The 20,726-nt window shown below is 43.7% G+C and carries 18 protein-coding genes; 9 read left to right on the forward strand and 9 right to left on the reverse strand.

Going from position 1 to position 20,726, the window contains the following annotated elements; genetic code table 11:
• Positions 1-95 precede the first annotated feature (95 nt).
• Positions 96-731, reverse strand: coding sequence for a glutathione S-transferase family protein (locus L2747_RS12205; RefSeq protein WP_248999300.1), 636 nt, complete (start codon positions 729-731; stop codon positions 96-98).
• A 343-nt stretch (positions 732-1,074) separates the two neighbouring features.
• Between L2747_RS12205 and L2747_RS12210 the strand changes: the two genes are divergently transcribed.
• The 6 genes from L2747_RS12210 (at position 1,075) to L2747_RS12235 (ending at position 8,727) form a co-directional block, all read left to right on the forward strand.
• A complete protein-coding gene (locus L2747_RS12210; protein ID WP_248999421.1) occupies positions 1,075-1,545 on the forward strand; it encodes a PH domain-containing protein in 471 nt (156 codons plus the stop codon).
• A gap of 47 nt (positions 1,546-1,592) precedes the next feature.
• The gene (locus L2747_RS12215) at positions 1,593-2,855 is read left to right on the forward strand and encodes an Nramp family divalent metal transporter (RefSeq protein WP_248999301.1); all 1,263 of its coding nucleotides are present in this window, start codon (positions 1,593-1,595) and stop codon (positions 2,853-2,855) included.
• A 24-nt stretch (positions 2,856-2,879) separates the two neighbouring features.
• Positions 2,880-4,055 (forward strand): serine hydrolase domain-containing protein, encoded by a 1,176-nt coding sequence (locus tag L2747_RS12220; protein WP_248999302.1) that lies wholly within the window; start codon positions 2,880-2,882, stop codon positions 4,053-4,055.
• Positions 4,056-4,141: 86 nt separating this feature from the next.
• A complete protein-coding gene (locus tag L2747_RS12225; RefSeq protein WP_220782271.1) occupies positions 4,142-4,615 on the forward strand; it encodes a YehS family protein in 474 nt (157 codons plus the stop codon).
• 284 nt (positions 4,616-4,899) lie between these two features.
• Positions 4,900-6,588 carry an NAD-dependent malic enzyme gene (locus tag L2747_RS12230; RefSeq protein ID WP_248999303.1) on the forward strand — a complete coding sequence of 563 codons (1,689 nt, stop codon included), beginning with the start codon at positions 4,900-4,902 and terminating at the stop codon, positions 6,586-6,588.
• Between the two features lie 1,413 nt (positions 6,589-8,001).
• Positions 8,002-8,727, forward strand: coding sequence for an SIMPL domain-containing protein (locus L2747_RS12235; protein ID WP_248999304.1), 726 nt, complete (start codon positions 8,002-8,004; stop codon positions 8,725-8,727).
• A 1,050-nt stretch (positions 8,728-9,777) separates the two neighbouring features.
• On the opposite strand, the gene L2747_RS12240 is transcribed toward L2747_RS12235, so the two are convergent.
• Entirely contained in the window at positions 9,778-10,215 is a 438-nt protein-coding gene (locus tag L2747_RS12240) for a DUF3069 domain-containing protein (protein WP_248999305.1), read from the reverse strand.
• Between the two features lie 60 nt (positions 10,216-10,275).
• A complete protein-coding gene (locus tag L2747_RS12245) occupies positions 10,276-10,800 on the reverse strand; it encodes a phosphatase PAP2 family protein (protein ID WP_248999306.1) in 525 nt (174 codons plus the stop codon).
• Positions 10,801-10,987: 187 nt separating this feature from the next.
• Here L2747_RS12245 and L2747_RS12250 point away from each other — a divergent pair, with 187 nt between their 5' ends.
• Positions 10,988-12,874, forward strand: a complete 1,887-nt coding sequence (locus tag L2747_RS12250) for a tetratricopeptide repeat-containing diguanylate cyclase (protein ID WP_248999307.1) — start codon at positions 10,988-10,990, stop codon at positions 12,872-12,874.
• A gap of 138 nt (positions 12,875-13,012) precedes the next feature.
• A complete protein-coding gene (queG, locus tag L2747_RS12255) occupies positions 13,013-14,233 on the forward strand; it encodes a tRNA epoxyqueuosine(34) reductase QueG (protein WP_248999308.1) in 1,221 nt (406 codons plus the stop codon).
• Positions 14,234-14,282: 49 nt separating this feature from the next.
• Here queG and L2747_RS12260 read toward each other — a convergent pair whose 3' ends face one another.
• Both L2747_RS12260 and L2747_RS12265 read right to left on the reverse strand, forming a co-directional pair.
• Positions 14,283-14,495: a dodecin gene (locus L2747_RS12260; protein WP_248999309.1), complete on the reverse strand. Its 213-nt coding sequence runs from the start codon at positions 14,493-14,495 to the stop codon at positions 14,283-14,285.
• Positions 14,496-14,712: 217 nt separating this feature from the next.
• The gene (locus L2747_RS12265; RefSeq protein ID WP_248999310.1) at positions 14,713-15,216 is read right to left on the reverse strand and encodes a carboxymuconolactone decarboxylase family protein; all 504 of its coding nucleotides are present in this window, start codon (positions 15,214-15,216) and stop codon (positions 14,713-14,715) included.
• Positions 15,217-15,345: 129 nt separating this feature from the next.
• On the opposite strand from L2747_RS12265, the gene L2747_RS12270 reads away from it, so the two are divergent.
• A complete protein-coding gene (locus L2747_RS12270) occupies positions 15,346-16,239 on the forward strand; it encodes a LysR family transcriptional regulator (protein ID WP_248999311.1) in 894 nt (297 codons plus the stop codon).
• Positions 16,240-16,313: 74 nt separating this feature from the next.
• Here L2747_RS12270 and L2747_RS12275 read toward each other — a convergent pair whose 3' ends face one another.
• From L2747_RS12275 to L2747_RS12290, 4 genes are all read right to left on the reverse strand, one after another.
• Positions 16,314-16,868 carry a protein disulfide oxidoreductase gene (locus L2747_RS12275; RefSeq protein ID WP_248999312.1) on the reverse strand — a complete coding sequence of 185 codons (555 nt, stop codon included), beginning with the start codon at positions 16,866-16,868 and terminating at the stop codon, positions 16,314-16,316.
• Positions 16,855-17,709: a DsbA family protein gene (locus L2747_RS12280; protein WP_248999313.1), complete on the reverse strand. Its 855-nt coding sequence runs from the start codon at positions 17,707-17,709 to the stop codon at positions 16,855-16,857. Before L2747_RS12280 ends, L2747_RS12275 begins: the two co-directional genes overlap by 14 nt.
• A gap of 115 nt (positions 17,710-17,824) precedes the next feature.
• Positions 17,825-19,882 (reverse strand): protein-disulfide reductase DsbD family protein, encoded by a 2,058-nt coding sequence (locus L2747_RS12285; RefSeq protein WP_248999314.1) that lies wholly within the window; start codon positions 19,880-19,882, stop codon positions 17,825-17,827.
• 215 nt (positions 19,883-20,097) lie between these two features.
• The gene (locus tag L2747_RS12290; protein ID WP_248999315.1) at positions 20,098-20,478 is read right to left on the reverse strand and encodes a hypothetical protein; all 381 of its coding nucleotides are present in this window, start codon (positions 20,476-20,478) and stop codon (positions 20,098-20,100) included.
• Between the last annotated feature and the right edge of the window lie 248 nt (positions 20,479-20,726).

The raw sequence follows: 20,726 nt of genomic DNA on the forward strand, positions 1-20,726 counted from the left end.
ACAATACAAAACGGGGTCATAGTTATAATAACTACATGACACCAACAGCAGCCGAGATGGCTGCATAAGTACGCATCCCCTGTTGGTGTACAGTTTTAGTTGACCACATCAACGGCGCCAGCTTCCTCTTTAGCAAGGCCTCGAGCCATCGCAGGGCGCTGGGTAATTCTATCGCGGTACGCGGTTAACTTTGGCGGAATATCTTGCTCAAAACGAGTTGCCCACAACAAAGTATGTCCCAATAAAATATCAGCGATAGTGAACTGCTCGCCCAGTAAAAATTCACTATCAGGTAGCCATTTCTCCGCTATTGCAGCAGCTTTATCAAACTCCCATTTAGCGACAGGCAATATTGCTGGCAAGCGCTGCGCCTCAGGCAAAGCAAACTTATGTTTCCCCATAGTCCAAAGCGGTTGCTCCAACTCACTAATAATAAAACTTATCCATTTATGGTGCAGTGCAGACTCAGCCGTGCCCGCCTTAGGCAGTAATTGACCTTCGCCATATTTTTCTGCCAAATATAAAACGATTGCCGCCGACTCAGATATGGCGACACCGTTATCTATTAACGCAGGCACTTTAGCGCAAGGGTTGGCAGCTAAAAACTCAGGGTCTTTGCCATCGCCATTAGCAAAGTTAATGTGCCGATATTGCCAATCTAGCCCCAACTCTTCTAACGTCCACGACACACGTAAAGAGCGACTGCGGGGAATGCCATATAACCTGATCATCTGTGGTTCCTTATCGTTAATTTCTCTAGTCAGCTTGCTGTTACTCATTCAACCAAACTACGCCGAGTCGCCCGTAATAGGAAGCCTGAGTTTGTTTCAAAATAATATGCCTTTAAATTAGCCGTAATTTTGCTTAAGTTAGTATTAGCTTAGTAATAACAAATCGTAACATCACAGTAATATGCAGTGAGAGTGCGCTGTTATCCTCGCGCCTCACAAGTGCTGAACTGAGCAAGCGATACAAGGAATGACGAAGTAAAACACTTAAGGAATTAACGTGGAAAACAATCAAGAGCCCATCATCAAACAAGTCCAATTTGCCGACAACCTAGGCAGGTATTGGATGACTCCTCTGACTATCATACTGGCATTATCCATCGTTGGGATCCCGCTGCTATTGTTGTGGCTACCTCTTGGCAGCTATTTTACTCGCCGCTATATCAACAATATGAGCACAGAGCTAACAGCCAAAAAACTCGTTGTGCGTAAAGGTATTTTCACCCGCACCGAAAACACGGTGCCACTAGATAAAATTACCGATATGGCGTTGATTCAAGGGCCTTTGATGCGCTTTTTTAAATTGCATCAACTCACAATTGAAACCGCAGGTCAGTCAGGAATGGGCGCGTTACTTAGCCTAACTGGCATCATAGGCGCTGCCGAATTTAGGAGTTTAGTACTTGCACAAAAAGAAAAGCTCGGCCAAATAGAGCCAAGCTCCGCTCAAGATGAAAATAATGAGACTAGCGTAGTCAGTCTTTTACAAGAAATATCTGATACTCTCAAACGTATTGAAAATAATAGTAAAACTTAACAGCTGCATATCAGCTTTCCCAGAGAACAATAAGAAACCCAATCAAGATGAGCGATAACAGCGCAGCAATATCACACCCAAAAATGAATTTATCGGCATTACTTAGCGCCATGGGCCCCGGTCTATTAATGGCAGCTGCGGCAATTGGAGCCTCACATTTAGTGGCATCAACTCGCGCGGGCGCTGAGTTTGGTTGGCAACTTGCTTGGGTTATTTTGGCGGTTAACTTACTTAAATATCCTTTTTTTGCAGCCGGTGCCCGCTACACTGCAGCAACTGGTGAAAACCTACTACAAGGCTATTTAAAACAGGGCCGTAATTACCTATTGGTATTCACCGCACTCAATTGTATTGCCGCCATTGCCAGTACCGCGGGAGTTGCCATGCTCACCGCAGCCATGTTGACGCAATTTGTGTCGCTGCCGATAGATGTATTAGCGCTATTAGTATTGCTTTCCAGCCTAGTGATTTTAATCTTAGGCCATTATGCGCTGCTCGATAAAATGACCAAGGTGATAATGCTCGCGCTCACCTTAACCACCTTGACTGCTGTCGCTCTCGCCTTTAACGTCCCCAGTGTTGTTCAGCCAGACTTTATCGGTCAATCTCCTTGGCAATGGGCTCATATTGGTTTTTTAGTGGCAATGATGGGTTGGATGCCCGCCCCTATTGAAGTGAGTGCTTGGAACTCGTTATGGCTTATTGAAAAACAAAAGCTGCAACCCGTAAGCAAACAACAAGCGCTATTCGATTTTAACTTCGGTTATCTAATGACAGCGATCCTAGCAGTCGTATTTCTCGCCCTTGGTAGCTTAGTCATGTATGGCAGTGGCGAGCAGTTTTCGCCATCAGGTGCCAAGTTTGCCGGCCAGCTCATCAGCCTATATAGCCAAGTAATGGGCAACGACAGTCGCTACCTAATCGGCGCGGTGGCATTTTTATGTATTTTCAGCACCACAGTCACGGTTATTGACGGTTATAGCCGAACCCTCAATATGGGCTGGCAATTGCTCACCAATCAGCAAGATAGTGAACGTAGGCTCAATGCGGTTATGGTTGCGCTGAGTGCTTTTGGCCTATTTATCATATTGTTTTTCAAAGGCGCTCTACTTCCTTTATTGGAATTTGTTATGATTCTGGCGTTTATGACAACCGTGGTGTTTGCTTGGCTTAACTATAAGTTGATGATCAGCACAGCACTGTTGCCAGCAGACAGGTATGGTAGCGCCATGCGAGTACTTTCATGGCTAGGGTTAACTTACTTAGTCAGTTTTGCCGCGCTATTTATCTATTGGATGCTTACAAAATAACAAAATACGGACACCTACAGCGCAATGCACCTAATAACAAAAACCGTCTTAGCCTCTATCGTCGTTGGACTTTGTCTTTGGGCAGCCAACAAAGCCAGTGCTAACCGCATGGTAAACAGCGATATAGCAAAACAGTTGCCTACAATTATTAACCAAAATGAGCGTCCATTTAACGGCATTATTATGGTTAAAAAGGACAATCAGCCGGTATTTACTTATATCTCAGGTGACAAAGTAGACAGCAATTCAAGCTTTCTCATTGGCTCACTGTCAAAACAAGTTACTGCAGCATTAATTCTCAAGGCCGTCGATGAAGGCCTCATTGATTTAGATAAAAGCGTCAGTCATTACTTATTAAAAGAGGGCAATAAACCTCGTGCTTATGTGCCACCAAGCGTGACGGTCTCGCAACTACTTAGTCATACCTCAGGTTTACTCAAAATGGGCGAAGCGCCGCTTTATAAACCGGGAAGTCAATTTCAATATTCTAACTATGGCTATGCATTACTAGGTGACATACTCGCCGTAGTTTACCAACAGCCAATTGAACAACTGGTGCAGCAGCTTAACCAGCAATACCAGCTTGATGGTTTATATGCTCAAACCGGTCACATCGCACACATAGCCTCGAGCCACCCAGGTTTTATTATTGGCCAAACCGAAATCTTAAGCGCTGATGCAGATGGTAACCTCCTGTCACAACTCACACCTGTCGATATAACCATTGATAATTCGCTAGTCGCATTTGGCGGCATGGCCGCATCAGTTGAGGCTTATAGCCGTTTTCAAGATGCGCTATACAATGGCAAATTAATCAGCCAACAAAGTTTAGCGTTAATGACCTCTCCCCAAGCCACCCGTGAACACAGATGGGGCGTATTGGAGTACGGTTTTGGCACTCAGATTAGCCGCGACGAAGAGCTAGTTGAATATAGCCACAGTGGTTACTTACCAGGCTATGTTAGCCTTGGGGTGTACTATCCAAAGTCAAAAGTCAGCTTATTGATTTTAGAAAACACCTCTTGGGACTTAAGCAACCGAGAGCGAGTCTTTGGTTTACACGACGCTATTCGCAGCAGTATTCGCAGCAGGCTGATTGCACTTGAAGACCGCCCTGTCGCCAAACTGTACCAAGCCTCAATTAGCGCAGTGGAGAATGCTTTTGCACCTGTTAATACGGCGGCAAAAGCAGCAGAGTAATTGCTATTTAAGCACTAATTTCTGTTATAATAATCGGCGATGATCGCGCAGCCGCGCGGTCCCATAGTTAGAAGAAAATCAAACTCATGATTAACAATGATATTTTACGTAAAGTTCGCTATATCCTCGACTTAAGCAATGCAAAGATGATCCGCATTTTTGCTAAAACTAAGCACGAAGTGACACAAGAGCAAATGATCGACATGCTTAAAAAAGAGCATGAAGAAGGTTATGCGCCGCTAAATGACAAAAACATGTGTCGTTTTCTAGACGGTTTAGTGATCTACAAGCGTGGCTTAAAGCCTGGCGCAGAAGCACCAGAGCCATTATCTCAATTGACCAACAACCTTATCTTCAAAAAGTTAAGAGTGGCATTTGAACTACGTGAAGACGATATCATTGAAGCGCTAGAATTAGCTGAATTCAACATGAGCAAGTCTGAGCTAGGCGCACTATTTAGAAAGCCTGGTCACAAGCACTATAAGCCATGTGGCGACCAAGTATTACGTAACTTCTTGATGGGCTTATCACTTAAGCACCGTCCAGAAAACGCTAACTAATTCAATCTCGAACGAGTTAGCTTACGCGATTAAAAAGCACTGCCACTGGCGGTGCTTTTTTGTTATGAAACTAAGCTAGGATAAACAAATACTGACGGGCTAAAGCCCGACCTACAATAAGCCTCGTATTTTTGCTTTGTTAAAGCCTAAACTCTTCTTCGCTCTAGCTAAAAAAATTTGTTTAATTGCGCCGCAAACGCTAACAAAGATCACACTTTGTGTTAGTCTTCCGTGACTAGAATCACCAGTCATCCTCACTAACAAAAACTATCTAAAGGTTTCCAATGGACGATAACAAACGCCCGCTCTATCTTCCTTTTGCCGGTCCAGCCATTTTAGAAGCGCCTTTAATCAACAAAGGCAGCGCTTTTACCGAAGAAGAAAGGATCTTTTTTAATCTTGAAGGCCTACTGCCACATGTTATTGAGACCATTGAAGAGCAAGCCTCACGCGCTTACGACCAATATAAAAACTTCAGCAATGATCTCGATAAGCATATCTACCTGCGTAACATTCAAGATACCAACGAGACCCTGTACTATCGTCTAGTACAAAACCACATTACCGAAATGATGCCTATCATCTATACCCCAACAGTGGGTATGGCCTGTGAACGTTTCTCTAAAGATTATCGCCGCAACCGTGGTCTGTTTATCTCTTACGCCAACAAAGACCGTATTGACGATATTCTCAATAACTCAACTCGCCAAAAAGTAAAAATCATCGTAGTTACCGACGGTGAGCGGATCTTAGGTCTAGGTGACCAAGGTATTGGCGGTATGGGGATCCCAATTGGTAAGCTTTCTTTGTACACCAGCTGTGGCGGTATTAGTCCCGCTTACACGCTACCAATCACCTTAGATGTCGGCACAGATAACCCGCACTTACTTGAAGACCCTATGTACATGGGCATGCGTAGCCCGCGTATTGGCGGCGAAGAATACACTGAATTTGTTGAAGCCTTTATGCAAGCCGTCAGTCGCCGCTGGCCAGATGCGTTAATTCAGTTTGAAGATTTCGCGCAAAAGAACGCCATGCCACTGCTTGAGCGTTACAAAGATCAATACTGCTGCTTTAACGACGACATTCAAGGTACAGCCGCTGTTACCGTAGGTTCGCTACTTGCAGCATGTAAAGCCGCTAAGAGCAAACTCAGTGAGCAGCGCATTACCTTCTTAGGAGCAGGTTCTGCCGGTTGTGGTATTGCTGAAGCAATCGTGGCGCAAATGGTGTCTGAAGGCATCACAGAAGAGCAAGCACGCAAACAAGTGTTTATGGTCGATCGCTGGGGAATGCTACAGGCTAATATGCCGAACTTGTTACCTTTCCAGCAAAAGCTGGCGCAAAACTGCGATGATATTGCTAGCTGGGATAATTTCAGCGACAATATTTCGCTACTTGATGTGGTTAACAACGCTAAACCAACGGTATTGATTGGTGTATCAGGCGCACCGGGGCTATTTACCGAAGAGATCATCAAAGCGATGCACAGCCATTGTAAGCGCCCAATTGTGTTCCCTCTATCGAACCCAACCAGCCGCGTTGAAGCCACGCCAAAAGACATTTTACATTGGACGCAAGGCCAAGCACTTGTGGCAACCGGTAGCCCGTTTGAACCAGTGATTGTCGATGACACCACCTATGAAATCGCGCAGTGTAATAACAGCTATATCTTCCCAGGCATTGGTCTAGGTGTATTAGCCTCTGGCGCAAAGCGTGTGAGTGATGCAATGCTAATGGCATCAAGCCGTGCGTTAGCCGAGTGTTCACCACTGGCGATTGATGGTGAAGGTTCACTACTACCTAAGCTTGAAGACATTCATAAGGTCAGTAAGCATATTGCCTTTGCCGTAGCGCGCATGGCGATTGAGGAAGGCCACGCCTTGCCAGTGACCGCTGAGCAACTGAACTATGCGATTGATGATAACTTCTGGATGGCAGAGTATCGTAATTATAAACGCACTGCGTTCTAAGGTTTTGCTTCGGAACCTTAACTAACGAAGTTGAAATCAAAAGCAGTCATATTTGGCTGCTTTTTTGTTTTGGGCTTTGGGGTTATCTAGTAGTGGATTTGATATCAGGCTTCGCCTGACTTTTAAGTTAGACTACGTCTAACAACTAAAGTCGCGGCGCATTGGTAATGCATCAGGCTACGCCTGACTAAGGTCGTGAGCTTCCAGCTCACACACGGGCAAAAGGGGGACAACAGCTTCCCCCTCTTGCATCACCCGAGCCGCCCCGACGAAGTTACATGCATTAGATACAGGCCTCACTCATTTTCGAAAATATCTATCGCCTCATATTCGCCGTCCATGGCTCACCTAAGGCTATTTCGGCATCCATGCCTCAATCACGATATTTATCTTCAATGAACTCGGCAACTTCGATGGGGAATAGGTGTTTCCTGTAATTGTCGTAAAATGCTTTTGCCCCAAAGTTGCATAGCTTTGGAATGAAGCTTGATGACATTTTAAAGTGTTTAGCTACAGGACTGCTCATTCTAAATTGTCGCTTTAGAGTGATTAATCGCCTGCCGCGGGCGTATGTGCAGATACTGCCTTGACACGCTATAAATACATCCTTGTAAGCTCGGCCATGACGAATAGCATCCCTGCTAAAAAGCCAGTTCGGCATCCTGCCTCTCGTTCGAAAGCTTGATAACAGCGTTATCTCTCACCAGATCATGGACGGTCACGGCCGTATCTACACTTGATAATTGGAGTAACCATTAGGTTGTAGAGTTTGGTTTCTAAATTAGAAATGCCCCCGAATTACCATATAGGCCGAAGCCTAGTGATTGTTCTTCCTGTGTGAACATTGCACTTTATGCAATGTAGGAGCTTCTTTGTTTCACTCAGGCAAAGAAACAGGGAACCAGCCCTTTCCACTCCGCAACCAATTGTTAACAGTATGGTTTACTGTTAGTCTTGAGTGATTAAAGTGTTGGCGACCTGTTCTTATTAAGACCGTTCTTATTCGGGATTCAGCCTAATATACTGTTATCGTGTCATAAAAAACACGGAGCCTATATATTATAGGTGATACAAAAACTTTAGCTGTATATTTAAACAGTATTTAATTAGCTGTTTTTATCACCATAAAATCTAATAAAGGAACTTGACGGGACTATACTCACTTCTATCCCTTAAGATAATCGCTATGCTGTTGGAAGAGTGCGTGGTTCTTCGCAATCAGACATAGCGATTATCTTAAGGTAGCGAATATCCCATCCGTACCGTTTCTTCCGTATTTTTTTGATTCGCAGTCAAAGCGAGCTAAGGCTCTGACTGCCAGATAACTAGGAAAATCAAAGGATTATTTATCTTCGCTTCGCGAGGTGTTATAAATAACCTTTGTTTTAAGCGTTATATTCACAAGGAGGTTCTATGAAATATCTAAGTATGTTTGCCTTACTGGCCTTTTCTTCTTTTTCTTATTCAAATAGTAGTTTACCTAATAATCGCCATATTTCAGTTGTCGGAACTGCGCAATTAAAAGCTAAACCTGATATTGCTGTAATACACCTAGAAGTTGAAAGCTTTAAAACTAAAAGTGCTGATGCCAAAAAAGACGTAGATGATAGAGTTAACAACTTCTTAGATGGCTTAGCCAAATTTAAAATTGATGAAGACAACGTTTCGGCTTCAAGTATCTCTACACAACCTAATTACTCATACTCAAACAATGATAAAAGAGAATTAGATGGGTACACAGCTAACCGTAATTTAAAAGTTACTTTAAACGATCTTAAAAACTTAAACGCATTTATGGATTTTGCACTTAGTGTTCAAATTGATGAAATTCGTAATATAGAGTTAAAAGCATCACAAGCAGACAAACTAAAAGATGAAGTTAACGCATTAGCGGTGAAGAATGCTAAAGAAAAAGGTAGTTCGTTAGCTAATGCTTTTGATGCAAAGCTAGGTAAAATTTATAGCATAAATTCAACTTCAAATAATAAGCGTAATAGATACGGGGCAAATAGCGATATTGAACGTATTGAAGTAACAGGCTCACGAATGAATAAACCTTCAAGTCCCGGTAGATACTTGCAAGAAAATATTGTATTTTCAGCTTCAGTTAGTGTTGTCTTTGATTTAGACGTAAAGTGAATATAACAAGCTAATTAATAAGGACAAAAAACAGTTGGCTGTTTTCGTTCCTCAACATTTTAGCCAACAATTTTTTGCCCATTATTAGGGCGTTAGGTTTAAAGGAGTATTGGTGCAAGCTAGGTCTAAATACCCTATGATCACTTTTGGTGATTGGGTTCTAATTGGAATTCCCTTAATTGGCTATTGGTATACGTCAATACCTCTTATGTTATTACCTTTACCTATAGCGATTGCATACTCTATTTTTGGTGCGTTAAAAAGGCATCACTTAAACCAACCTTTAGTTGAGCCAGATAAAGTCCGACTCTACTCTAGCTTGCATATGAAGTTTAAGCTTGGTTTATTATTTAGTTACTGGTCACTAGAACTTATAGCTTTGTATCTTGCAGAAATTTAAACCATACAAGGCACTCAAAAGGACAAAAAACAGTTGGTTTTTGCTCCTGCGTCGCTTATTTTAACCAACTATTTTATTGCCGCTTAGCAAAGCGCCCACTTGCCATACATTCCCTAATGAGACTCATCACTTTAAGAGCTTTGCCTCTAACCAATTTCTGTCCAGTAACGAGCTAGGACTTTAGCCATAACTCTATATGCCAAAGATTGTGCTTTTTTAACCTAGTGTAGATGCGGCCGTGACCATCCATGTTCTGGTGAGAGATAACGAAGTTATCAAGCTCTCGAACGAGAGGCAGGATGCCGAACTGGCTTTTAAACATGGAAGTTGTTTGTCATGGCCGAGCTTCCATGGCCAATTCAGTTCCATACTGAATTTAGCATTTCCTCCATCCATGGAGGTCAGATGGACTTGCAGCGTGTCACGGCAGTATCTGCACATACGCCGGCCGCAGGCCATTGGAACCACTAATGGTTGATTTCAAACATTACTTAAATAAGTTTACGTTGCCACATTCCATGCGCAAGATAGAAAATTGCGTTATCTAAACGCAAAAGAAAAAGGCTATGGGAAAACTCCCATAGCCTCTTGAAATAGCCTTTTTGACTTAACCTTTTAAATCAAGCTTTTTAGCAAAAAGTTAACCCACACTATTTACCAGCAATAACAGCCTTAATGCTGTTAAGCATCGAACGGTCTGTTCGCGCTTTCTTCAACTTACGTACACTTTCTTTAAGTGAAGCATCGGCTAGACGAGTAAAAATATCGTTGTACTCTTTCTCGGCAATTTCATCATCGGTCTCTGCCATCTCAGCGATGTCTTGCGCAACGCGGCTTAACTGGAACCATGCGTTAGCAATGTAGAAGCCGTGGAAGTCTTCTCTTGGTAAAAGACTCTTTGCACTTGCTGGTAGTGCATCCCAACCCGCGCTGAACTTTGAATCTTTATCTTCAATAAGTTCATTGCAAAGGTTTGCGTAGGCTTCAAACAATCCTTCAGGAATGTCGTTCATTGGCATTACGGTGTTACACACGTTTAATGAAACCTGCTCAGCACGTTCTCTATATGTTTGGCTTACTTCTGTCATGACTTTCTCTCTAGAACTTAGTGCAGTATAAGCACTGTTTAATTCAAAATTATTGGCGATTTAAAACTTACCACTTACATACAAGCCGTAATTGCCGTTACCGACGATTGGCGTAACCGTAATGCCTTTATAAGGGTCGGTAAAGTATAGCCCTGATAAAATACCAATGGCGGCACCGGCTAATACATCTTCAACATGGTGTTTGTCGCTTTCAACGCGGGTATAACCCACATAAGCAGCGCCGATATAAGCCGGAATTGCCCACTGCCAACCATAACGTTGTTGCACAAATGTCGCGGCGGCAAAGCTATCGGCGGTGTGGCCAGACGGAAATGAATCATCGCCTGAACCATCAGGCCTGTCTTTATCGACTGTGTATTTAAGACCTTCAACAACTAAGCGTGACACGACACCAGTTTTAGCAAGCTGCCACGCACCTTCATAACCATCTTCATAAATAAGAGTACCACCCAACGCTGCAGCCGGAATGAGCAGGTGCAATACGTCGCCAGACTTCTCTAAATTAGATGTCGCAGACACAGAACCAGAAGTGAGTAATAGTATCGCTGCTAGCCACTTTCTCATCGACATAACCTTGGTATCCCATCTTTAAAAGGCGTTGTTATACAGGCACCTTAAAGCAAATGCAAAAGAGTTATCCGCTGACCGTTTGCTAGCCATTATTATTGAAATAAAAAATAATCTTACTTTTTATTTTATAGTGTATGCTTAATCATAAATATCAACGACTTCAATACTAAGCCAACGCTGAATGCCAAAGCCTTTTTTGCTTATTAAAATCGTACTCATTGCAAACTTACTGTTAGTGAGTAGTTTTAGTGTGGCAAATTCAGTCGACAACCAAAGAGCCGATGATATTTTTGCCTCGATTGACAGTGGTATTGCTATTAATGACCACGCGCAATACCTGCTCTATCTCGATGAACTCGATAGCCTGGTCGCTGATAGTGATACAAACCGTCAACTACGAAAAAACCGCGCGCGCTGCTGGTCATTCGATATATTTAAAGAGGGTGAAGTCACTAAAGCGCTCGATTTTGTTGAGCACGCATTAACTCACCCGCTTCTTTCCCAATATCCAAGCCACAAACTCGACTTAGCCTTGTGCCAAAGTTGGTATACCGAGCAAAACGGAAATGTCGATTTAGCTTTAAAAGGCTACGATAAGGCGGTTAGTGATGCCTATGCGCTAGAGGACTTACGCCTAGTTGCCGACGCGCGCTCTATGCGCGGTTATTTGCATTCTTATCAAGGTAATTTTACTTATGCCCTTGAAGACTTAATGACCGCACAGTCGCTGTATGAAAACCTTAATCTCCCCGCTTGGGCACAGCTTAACCTTTACGAAATAGCTAACGCCTATCGCCGTTTTGGCGATCAAAAAAGTGCGATTCGCTACTTTAAAAGGTTAGAAAAAGATAAGCGTAAAAGTAATCACCTTGATGCCGCCAACACCATATCAGTATCAATTGCGATTGCAGAAGAAGAGCTAGGCAACTTTGAGGTAGCCAAGTCACGCTTTGAAAAAAGCTATCAGTATTGGCGCGCAAAGGGCGACGATATGGGGCAAGCAACCGTAGGAGTCAATATTGCTGGCACATTAATCCAACTCGGCGAACTTGATCAAGCTAAGCGTTACCTTGATCTAGCCAAGCCGTTTATTGCATCAAATGATGAGGGCTTTTATGGTTTTATGCACCTTTTCTATGGCCAAATTTACCTCGCCCAAGGCCAGCTTGAGCAAGCCCATGAAAACCTGCATTTGGCACAAACTGCTTTTATTCGCGTAAAAAACATGAGTGGCTTGGCACAACAACTAAAACTAGAAAGCAGTGTGTTTGTTAAGCAAGCTGACTGGCAGAATGCTTATGAATCCCTTAACGAATACGTTAAACAACATAATGAGCTAGATACAAAGCTATTATCGACGTACACCACTGAAATGCGCACTCGCTTTAATGCAGATCAAATCGAGCAAGAAAACCTTCATTTAATGGAAAACCAACAGCTAAAAGAAATAGAGCTTGCCATGCTTGAGCAAAACAAGTTACAGCAATGGATTATCATTTTACTGGGCGGCTTAATCACCATTATTATTTCTGTTTTCGCCTATAAACAGAGCCAAAAAAATAAGCAATTATCGACACTAGCACTGACTGATGATTTAACTCAGTTACCTAATCGCCGCTATATTTACGCCAAGGCTGAAATCTACTTAGAGCAAGCGTTAAAACATCAAAGCCCGCTATCCGCGATTACCTTTGATGCAGACTACTTCAAACAGATTAACGATAACTTTGGCCACGAAGTGGGTGACGAATGTTTAAAGCTACTGGCCAATACCTGCAGAGCAGTGCTGGGTAGCCAATATCAAGCTGCACGAGTGGGTGGTGAAGAGTTTTTAATTTTATTGCCAAACACTGATAAAGACGCTGCTTTTGAAATTGCCCAAAATTTAGTACACCAAGTCCGCATGGCGAACTTATCAAAGTTCCCTCAAGGCTTTTCCATCACCATTAGTGCCGGTGTTGCTAGCTTAAGCAACGACCCCGAAGAGTTACATACCCTTTTAAAAAGGGCTGATGACGCTCTGTACCGTGCAAAACATGAAGGTCGAAACCAAGCCCGAATGGGCTAGCTAACCTTTACAACATAGTGGCATGTTATAGGCTTTAAAGCAGAGCATTAGCCTGTCTAAATGAGTTAAACGCGCTTATACCTATTAACGCCGAATAACTGCTATCATTAGTGGTTACTCCAAGCCGTAAATAGATCTATGTCTGACTCAATCGCACAACCAACACAACTTGCTCCGCTTAACAGCCTAACGTCAGCTCAACTTAGCGAGCTAGCCCTAAATATTAAAATCTGGGGTAAGGAATTAGGCTTTGCACAAATCGGTATTTGCGATACCGACCTCAGTGAAGAAGAGCCAAAATTGCAAGCTTGGTTAGACAAAGGTTATCACGGCGAAATGGGCTATATGGCCAACCACGGCATGATGCGTGCCCGCCCACATGAGCTACATCCAGGTACTAAACGCGTTATTTCTGCACGAATGAATTACCTTCCACCAGAAGCGGGTTTTGCCTTTAATCTTAAAGATCCTAACCTAGGCTATATTTCTCGATATGCTGGCGGCCGCGATTATCACAAGATGATCCGTAATCGCCTTAAAAAGCTTGGAGACAGAATTGAAGCTGAGCTTAAAGCTCTTGGGATTAATAAACCAAATTCGCGACCATTTGTCGATTCAGCGCCTATTTTAGAGCGCCCGCTTGCCGATAAAGCAGGCCTCGGCTGGACAGGTAAACACAGCTTATTACTAAGCGAAGAAGTGGGCAGTTGGTTCTTTCTTGGTGAGCTCCTTATCGATTTACCGCTCCCCGTTGATATCCCTGTCGCCGAAGGCTGTAAAACCTGTGTTGCCTGCATTAAATCCTGCCCAACTAATGCTATTGTTGAGCCGTATATCGTCGATGGTAGTCGCTGTATTTCTTACCTAACCATTGAGCTACAAGGCGCAATTCCTCTTGAGTTTAGGCAAGCAATAGGCAACCGAATTTATGGCTGTGATGACTGCCAGTTAGTGTGTCCAGTTAACAGCAAAGCACCAGTTACTGAGGAAAGTGATTTTCATACCAGAGCATCACTTAAGCAGCCGCAGTTACTTGAACTATTTGCATGGAGCGAAGCTGAATTTCTCAAGCTTACCGAAGGTAGCCCTATTCGCCGTATTGGCCATGCTCGCTGGTTGAGAAACATTGCCGTCGCGCTAGGTAATGCACCAGCTAGTAGCAGCATAGTCACCGCGCTTGAAGCACGTAAATTAACCGATGAAGTCGATGAAATGGTAAGTGAACATATTGATTGGGCACTCGCAGAGCAAGCGGCTAAACAAGATGATAATCAGAGTGAACCAACAGCGCTGCTTGTGAGTCGCAAAACTCAAAGAGTGATCCGCAGCGTTGAAAAAGGATTGCCGAGAGACGCATAAAAAACGGGCGCTAATTAAGTTAGCGCCCACTTTACATTCAAGCTGCGCTTTATGCTTTGGGGTCTAGAGTAAAGCCGACTTTAATGGTTACCTGCCAATGCGCCACCATGCCCTCTTCTAAGTGACCGCGGGTTTCAATCACTTCAAACCACCTCAGATGTTTCAATGATTCATTCGCTGCTGCAATCGCATTTCTAATCGCTTCATCAGAGCTAATTGGTGAAGATCCGGTTAGCTCAATAATCTTGTAGGTATGGCTCATTGTAACTCCAACTATGATTAAATGTTGATGTAAGTCAGTATAGAACAACATCTGTGTTAGTCAGTGTAAGCCACATATTTTTGCCAATAACGTTTACAGCCAAGGTTGACTCTTAACCTTTGTCGTTTTCATCCAGATTAGATTTATACACATACCATATCTTGACCAACTTAAGCTGATTGGCAAACGCCTTGGTAACCAAATAAGAGGTGTTCTTTTAGCTGCTCACCTCAAAACTACCTACACCAAAGTCGAACGTTTTAGCCAAGCGGTTCCAGGCATTAATTTGGATCACAGCAAGTGTAAGCTCACTTATCTCTTTACTAGAAAAGTAGCCACTTAGTGCCGTTGTCGCCTGTAGCAGACGCGCCTCATCATGGGTCACTCCTGCATGGGGAAGATCTGTGATCGCCTCCGCCCAATTAAATACCACACGCTCTTTGTCTGTGTAATAAGGCGCTTCTCGCCAGATAGACAGTGACGCCATTCTCTGGGCTGTCTCACCTGCGGCGAGAGCCTCTTTAAAGTGCATATCGATGCAGTAAGCGCAGCCATTGATTAACGACACTCTATAGCGAATAAGCTCGAGTAAAGCATGCTCAATGCCACAACTATTGACATAGTTTTCCGTCTTGAGCATACACGCCATCACACTGCTGCTGATCTCACTACTTTCTAGCGCTGCGGAAATTGAAAGGTGTTGATTAGTTACTTGAGTCATCTGTTATACCTTATTGATTGAATCGATTAATGGAGTAAGAGATATTATCCATAGATACAATAAAGCTGGAATACAGATGCAAACTGCTTTACCTTTGCGTAAAACGCAAAGGTAAGGTAGAGATAACTCATGTTAAGTACGATGCGGATCTTCATCAAAGTGGTTGAACTCGGAAGCTTCTCCAAAGCGGCCGAGGTGCTCAATATGGCACCCTCAAGTGTTGCCCGTAATATCGATAGCCTTGAGCAAGACTTTAATGCCGTCTTACTCAAGCGCAGCACCCGACAGCTATTACTCACCGAAGCTGGAGAGCAATTTCTAACTGGCGCACGCAAACTTGTTATTGATGAAGAAAACCTTAAAGCCTCTCTATCTAAGCAAGAGGTACAACCTGAAGGAATATTGAGGATTTCGGTATTTGAAGGATTTGGTCGAGTAAAAATTTGCCCTATTCTACCCGGTTTCTTAGCCCTATATCCTAAGGTGAAAATTGAAATTGACTTAGATAATCAGCTAGTCGATTTGCACTCAGAGAACGTGGATATAGCCATTCGTATTGGCAATGCACAAGATTCGAGTCTTAACGCCAGAATGCTTATGGCCAACCAAACTTCGCTCTGTGCGAGTGCTAAATACTTAGCTCAATTTGGTGCTCCCAAGAAGCCCGAAGAATTGCAACATCATAACTGTTTGTTGCTCGACCGTGACAGACAGCGCACCTATTGGCATTTCAAAAAGGGCAAACAATATAAGAAGGTTCCAGTGCAGGGGAACTTAACCTCACGAGGGGGCACCCCCATTCTTGAGGCGGCGATTCATCATGGTGGCATAGTGCAATTGTCCAGTTGGATGATGGATGGCTTAATTCAAGATGGCAGCTTAGTGCGCTGTCTACCCGAGTGGACACCCTCGCTGTCGGAGGGATCTAGCGGTGATATCTATGCGCTCTATCGTGGTGGTAAGCATATGCGCCCAGTGATCCGCGCCTTTATCGATTACTTAGTCACAGCTCTTAAGCTATGACAGTAAAAAGCCGCATAAATTATGCGGCTCATGGTTGAGATTAGCTGTTGCGCTAAAAAAGATTAGGACCTTTATTATGCCAATAACATACGCCACCAGATCCCAGGCAAACTAGTAAAGCCGCTGGTATAAAACGCCAGTTCTCCATCTTTGATCACCATCAGCGTTGGTGTCACTTGCATTGACCATTGCTGCGATATTTCACCTCGTGGATCATTAACCACGGCAAAGTCATAGTCTTTGTGCCGCAAATATTGCTGCATCTTAGTGTCACTGCCTGATGTCATTGCCACAGTTACCACTTTATATTGGCTGGCAGCGATGTCGACAGATGGACTCACAAAACTACATACCGGACACCAAGTCCCCCAAAAATACAATAATACCGGTTGCTCATGGCTCATCGCGAGTAAATTGACCTTGTCACCTTGCACCGTAGTAGCTTGAATATTGGCTAAGTCAGTTTTAGGCATATCTCGGCTACGCCATACATCTAGCACAGCCGAGAACACGGTAAACACCAGCAACATAAATAGCAATTGCTTAAGCCAGCCAATGACTTTGCGCCCTAAAGGACTTGGCGGAGCATTAGGGTTATCGTCAGTACAATGGCGGTTATCCTTGGTCATTGTTGGCCTCCAAAGCTTGCTCTACATGCTGTTTCAACTGCGCAAATGGCACTAAGCCAGCAACCACTTCATCACCAATAATCATACTTGGCGTGCCGCCAATCCCCAGTTTACGCATTAGCTGCAAATTAGCAGACACAGCATCAGCAACACGCGAGTCAGTGTTATCTAACCACTTAGTGGTGTCAGTCATGTTGGCCACTTTAGTAATTGTTGAGCTATCTAAACGGCGCGGAACAGCCATTAACGTCTGTTTGACCTTAGCGTATTTAGCAGGCTCATTTAACCAAACCGTTTGCGCTAAATCCACTGCATCAACAGCGCTTTGTCCCTGAAGTGGAACCATCTTTATGATAATTTTTAGCTTGGGAAATTCAGCCATTAACTTATCCAGTTCAGGCTCAAGCTTTTTACAATATGGACAGTTAAAGTCAGTAAAGTACACCATAGTCAGCTCAGGGTTCTCAGCCCCTTTCCAGGGATCGGAAGCCGTATGAAACAGTGCCTGTTGCTCGGCCATAATCACATCTTTCACGCTAGCTTGCTGCTGCGCCATCTCACGCATCTGCATAGCAATAACGGCTTCTTTAAGTAGATTAGGATCACTTAATAGCATCTCTTTTACTATGGCCTTTACCTCTTGTTGTTCGGTAGGATTAAGGCCATCTTCTGCTTGTGCAGTAGCACTCATTAGCATTGAACCACTAAAAAAAGCCAATGTGGTTAATGCTAAAAGTGATAAACCAAGTGTGAGTTTTCGAGCAAAAATGGCAGGATTTTGGCTGTTCATTGCCAAGGCTTGTGCTTTATTTTCAGTTTCAACATGAGTTTTATTTAACATCGTTATCTCTTAGAGCCGCTTTACGCGACTCATCTAAATGGGGTTCATTTAATAGTGTGATCGCTAAGGCTAAGACCAATACTATTTATTACTTTGCTAATGACTTTTAGGTTATTTAACGGCTTGCTGAGGCGCGATTAATAGCCTCAATCACTTCGCTTGCCGACAAAATAACAGGCAGCTCAATGCCCTCTGGTGCATTCGGGCCGTAAACCACGTTAAACGGCACACCAAAGCGATTATGGCTTTGTAAATAGGCTGTAATTGGCGCAGACGGCTTAGTCCAATCACCTTTCATCAAGTGGATATTTTCAGCTTTTAGGGCGCTATAGACAGGATCTTGCAAGATCACCCCAACCTTATTGGCTTTACAGGTAATGCACCAATCGGCAGTCACATCAACAAATACGGTATTACCCGCGGCAACTTGAACCTGAATTTGCGCTTCATCTAGTGGCGCCCAAGATAGATCGGTCGGTAATGGTTGCGCCCATCTGTCTGATGTTGCGAAAGCACCAACCGCAAGTGCCAGCAAACCTAAGCTGAAACTCGCTATCAAAGCTGCTTTGCCGTGTACTTTAGTGATCAGTGCTAAAAACAGCAGCACTAATAGCAAAGCAGCCCCCCATAAATAAATCGTCGCAATAAAGCTTGCCAACAAGCTGATTAGCCACAGACTCGTAAGCAGCAATAGGCCTGAGAAAACCACTTTAACCACACTCATCCAACGACCCGGTTTAGGGAAGTAACGCGCAACTTGAGGAAACGCAGCAACAATTAGCCAAGGTAATGCCATACCTATCGCGAGAGCGGTAAAGATAACAAATAGACTGAGTACATCTGCGCCAAGGGCAAAGGCTACAGCTGTGCCCAGAAACGGTGCGCTACACGGCGTTGCCAGTAAAGTGGCAAACATGCCTTGCAAAAAATGGCCACGCTGATCATTACCGCCTGTGGTTGCCAACTTAGTTTGCAAACTCGATGGCAGATTAATCTCAAATGCCCCCAACATATTGATGGCAAATACAGCCGTCACCAGCGCCATAAAACCAATAAACCATGGGTTTTGGAACTGTACGCCCCAACCTATGGCCTGCCCAGTAAATTTAAGGATTAAAATAAATCCAGCCAGTAACCAAAAAGACACTAAAATCCCTAATGCTGAAGCAATAAACTGCTGGCGTATTTGCTTCACTTGCAGGTCTGGTGCGGCAATCACTGAGCTTAACTTCATACCTAGTACCGGCAATACGCAAGGCATGACATTTAAAATCAAGCCTCCCAATAGCGCGATAACTAACATGCTTAATAAAGAATGGCCGCTTGCTTGAATGGTGGTGCCACTGACGGTTGCAGCAAACTCTAATGCGCGCTCTTTATCCATCACAGTAAGGTTCAATGACTTACCAATAAGCTCTGGTTCACCTAACCAACTACTTGCATCAAAAATAGCTCTTAGCTTTTGCTGGCCACTATCAGTGTCATAACGCTCGAAACGGACAAACTTAAAGGTGGTGTCGGGTTCACCATCAATAATAAACTTTGGCAAAGTCCAACCGTTATCGTCCATCTCTACTTGCAGTTGCTGCGCCTTAGCATCCCAGCCAAGAGCGATATCTTCACGTTGCAATTTAACCGGGACTTTAGACACGGCTTTGTTATAAGCAAACATGGCATCAACATCGGCATTTAACGCTGCTGGGTCGATATCAAGATTGAGCTCATAATCAGTTAATACGCACACGTTAGTGCATGACGACAGGGTAAATTTTCCCTGTAAATGGGTAGGTTCATTGGTGTCGTTGAGTTGCAACTGCATCGGAAACGCAGCCTCATGATGATAACCAAAGGTTTGCAGACCCAGTAACGAGAATTGCTCAGGAGCAGGCCAGTCCCAATCAACTTGGTTTAAGTTACTGGAACCACTCCAGTCGATACTTGGTGCTATTCCGCCCTCACCAGGGCTACGCCAGTAGGTTTTCCACTCGCCATCCAGCTCAACTTCTAGCACACCTGGTACGGTGTTACTGGCCTTATCGACCTCCCCCGTGAGCATAAACCTCACTTTTACAGGCGGATGATTAGGGTTCTCTAGCCAGCCTGTTGACTGGGCAAAAACCGGATTAGCTAATGCAATCAAACACACTAGAATAATCTGTCTTAATATTGTCAATTTTCTTTCTCCGTAGAAACGGATCGTCACTAAACCAGCGCTTTTAAACTGCTGTTATAACGATTAATAAACGGCTTACGTTAGCAGTTAGATCCACCTTTGATAACAGCAATATAGCGTTACTGGGGCCTAATACCAATTAGTATAAAACAAGCAAATTCAGTTAGATGGGCTAGCGAATAAGACTTTTCAGTATAAGCGCTAGCACAGGTGTTTTATTCTTGAAAGCGACACAGAGAAAGGTGGATCCGCCTAGGCCGAGGCAGTATTGGGACATTGAGCGCCCCTTGCAGCACGCGTGAGGCAAGCGGAATAAAGGGGAAGATAAATAGCAGCACTAATAAAGGCAAAATCGGGGGTTCGTCGAGACACACTCTTAATGACTTTTCAGATAGTTCACACTGCTTAAATTCAGAGTCTTTAGCTTGGCTAACACCCGCTTCGCTCATATTGATTGCGTTATTGCTTACCGCATTATTAACTTCAGCGGCAAGTATACTTGCGTAAGTAGATGAGCTGGTATTTAGCTGCTCAAAGATGCGAAACACGCCACTATTTTGCGCCAAGCAAAATAAGACTAATATGGAAAACACCATAACAGTCCAATACTTGTTAGTTTTACTAAAGCGCGAATGAGAGATAGAGAACTCCGGTTCAAGGTCAAAAAAGGTAACAAGCACTATTGTTAATTTACTCTCAATTCACTAACGCCTAAAGCTGAAAAGCCTAACGTGGTGAAGCAGTAAAGCAAACTAGATATGCAGTTCAATCAATAAGACCGGACATTTGCAAAAATAGTTCACCGCTAGCGCCGATTTTATTACAACCGCTGAAAAAATCACCA

Source organism: Shewanella marinintestina (assembly GCF_023283845.1).
Classification (GTDB): domain Bacteria; phylum Pseudomonadota; class Gammaproteobacteria; order Enterobacterales; family Shewanellaceae; genus Shewanella; species Shewanella marinintestina.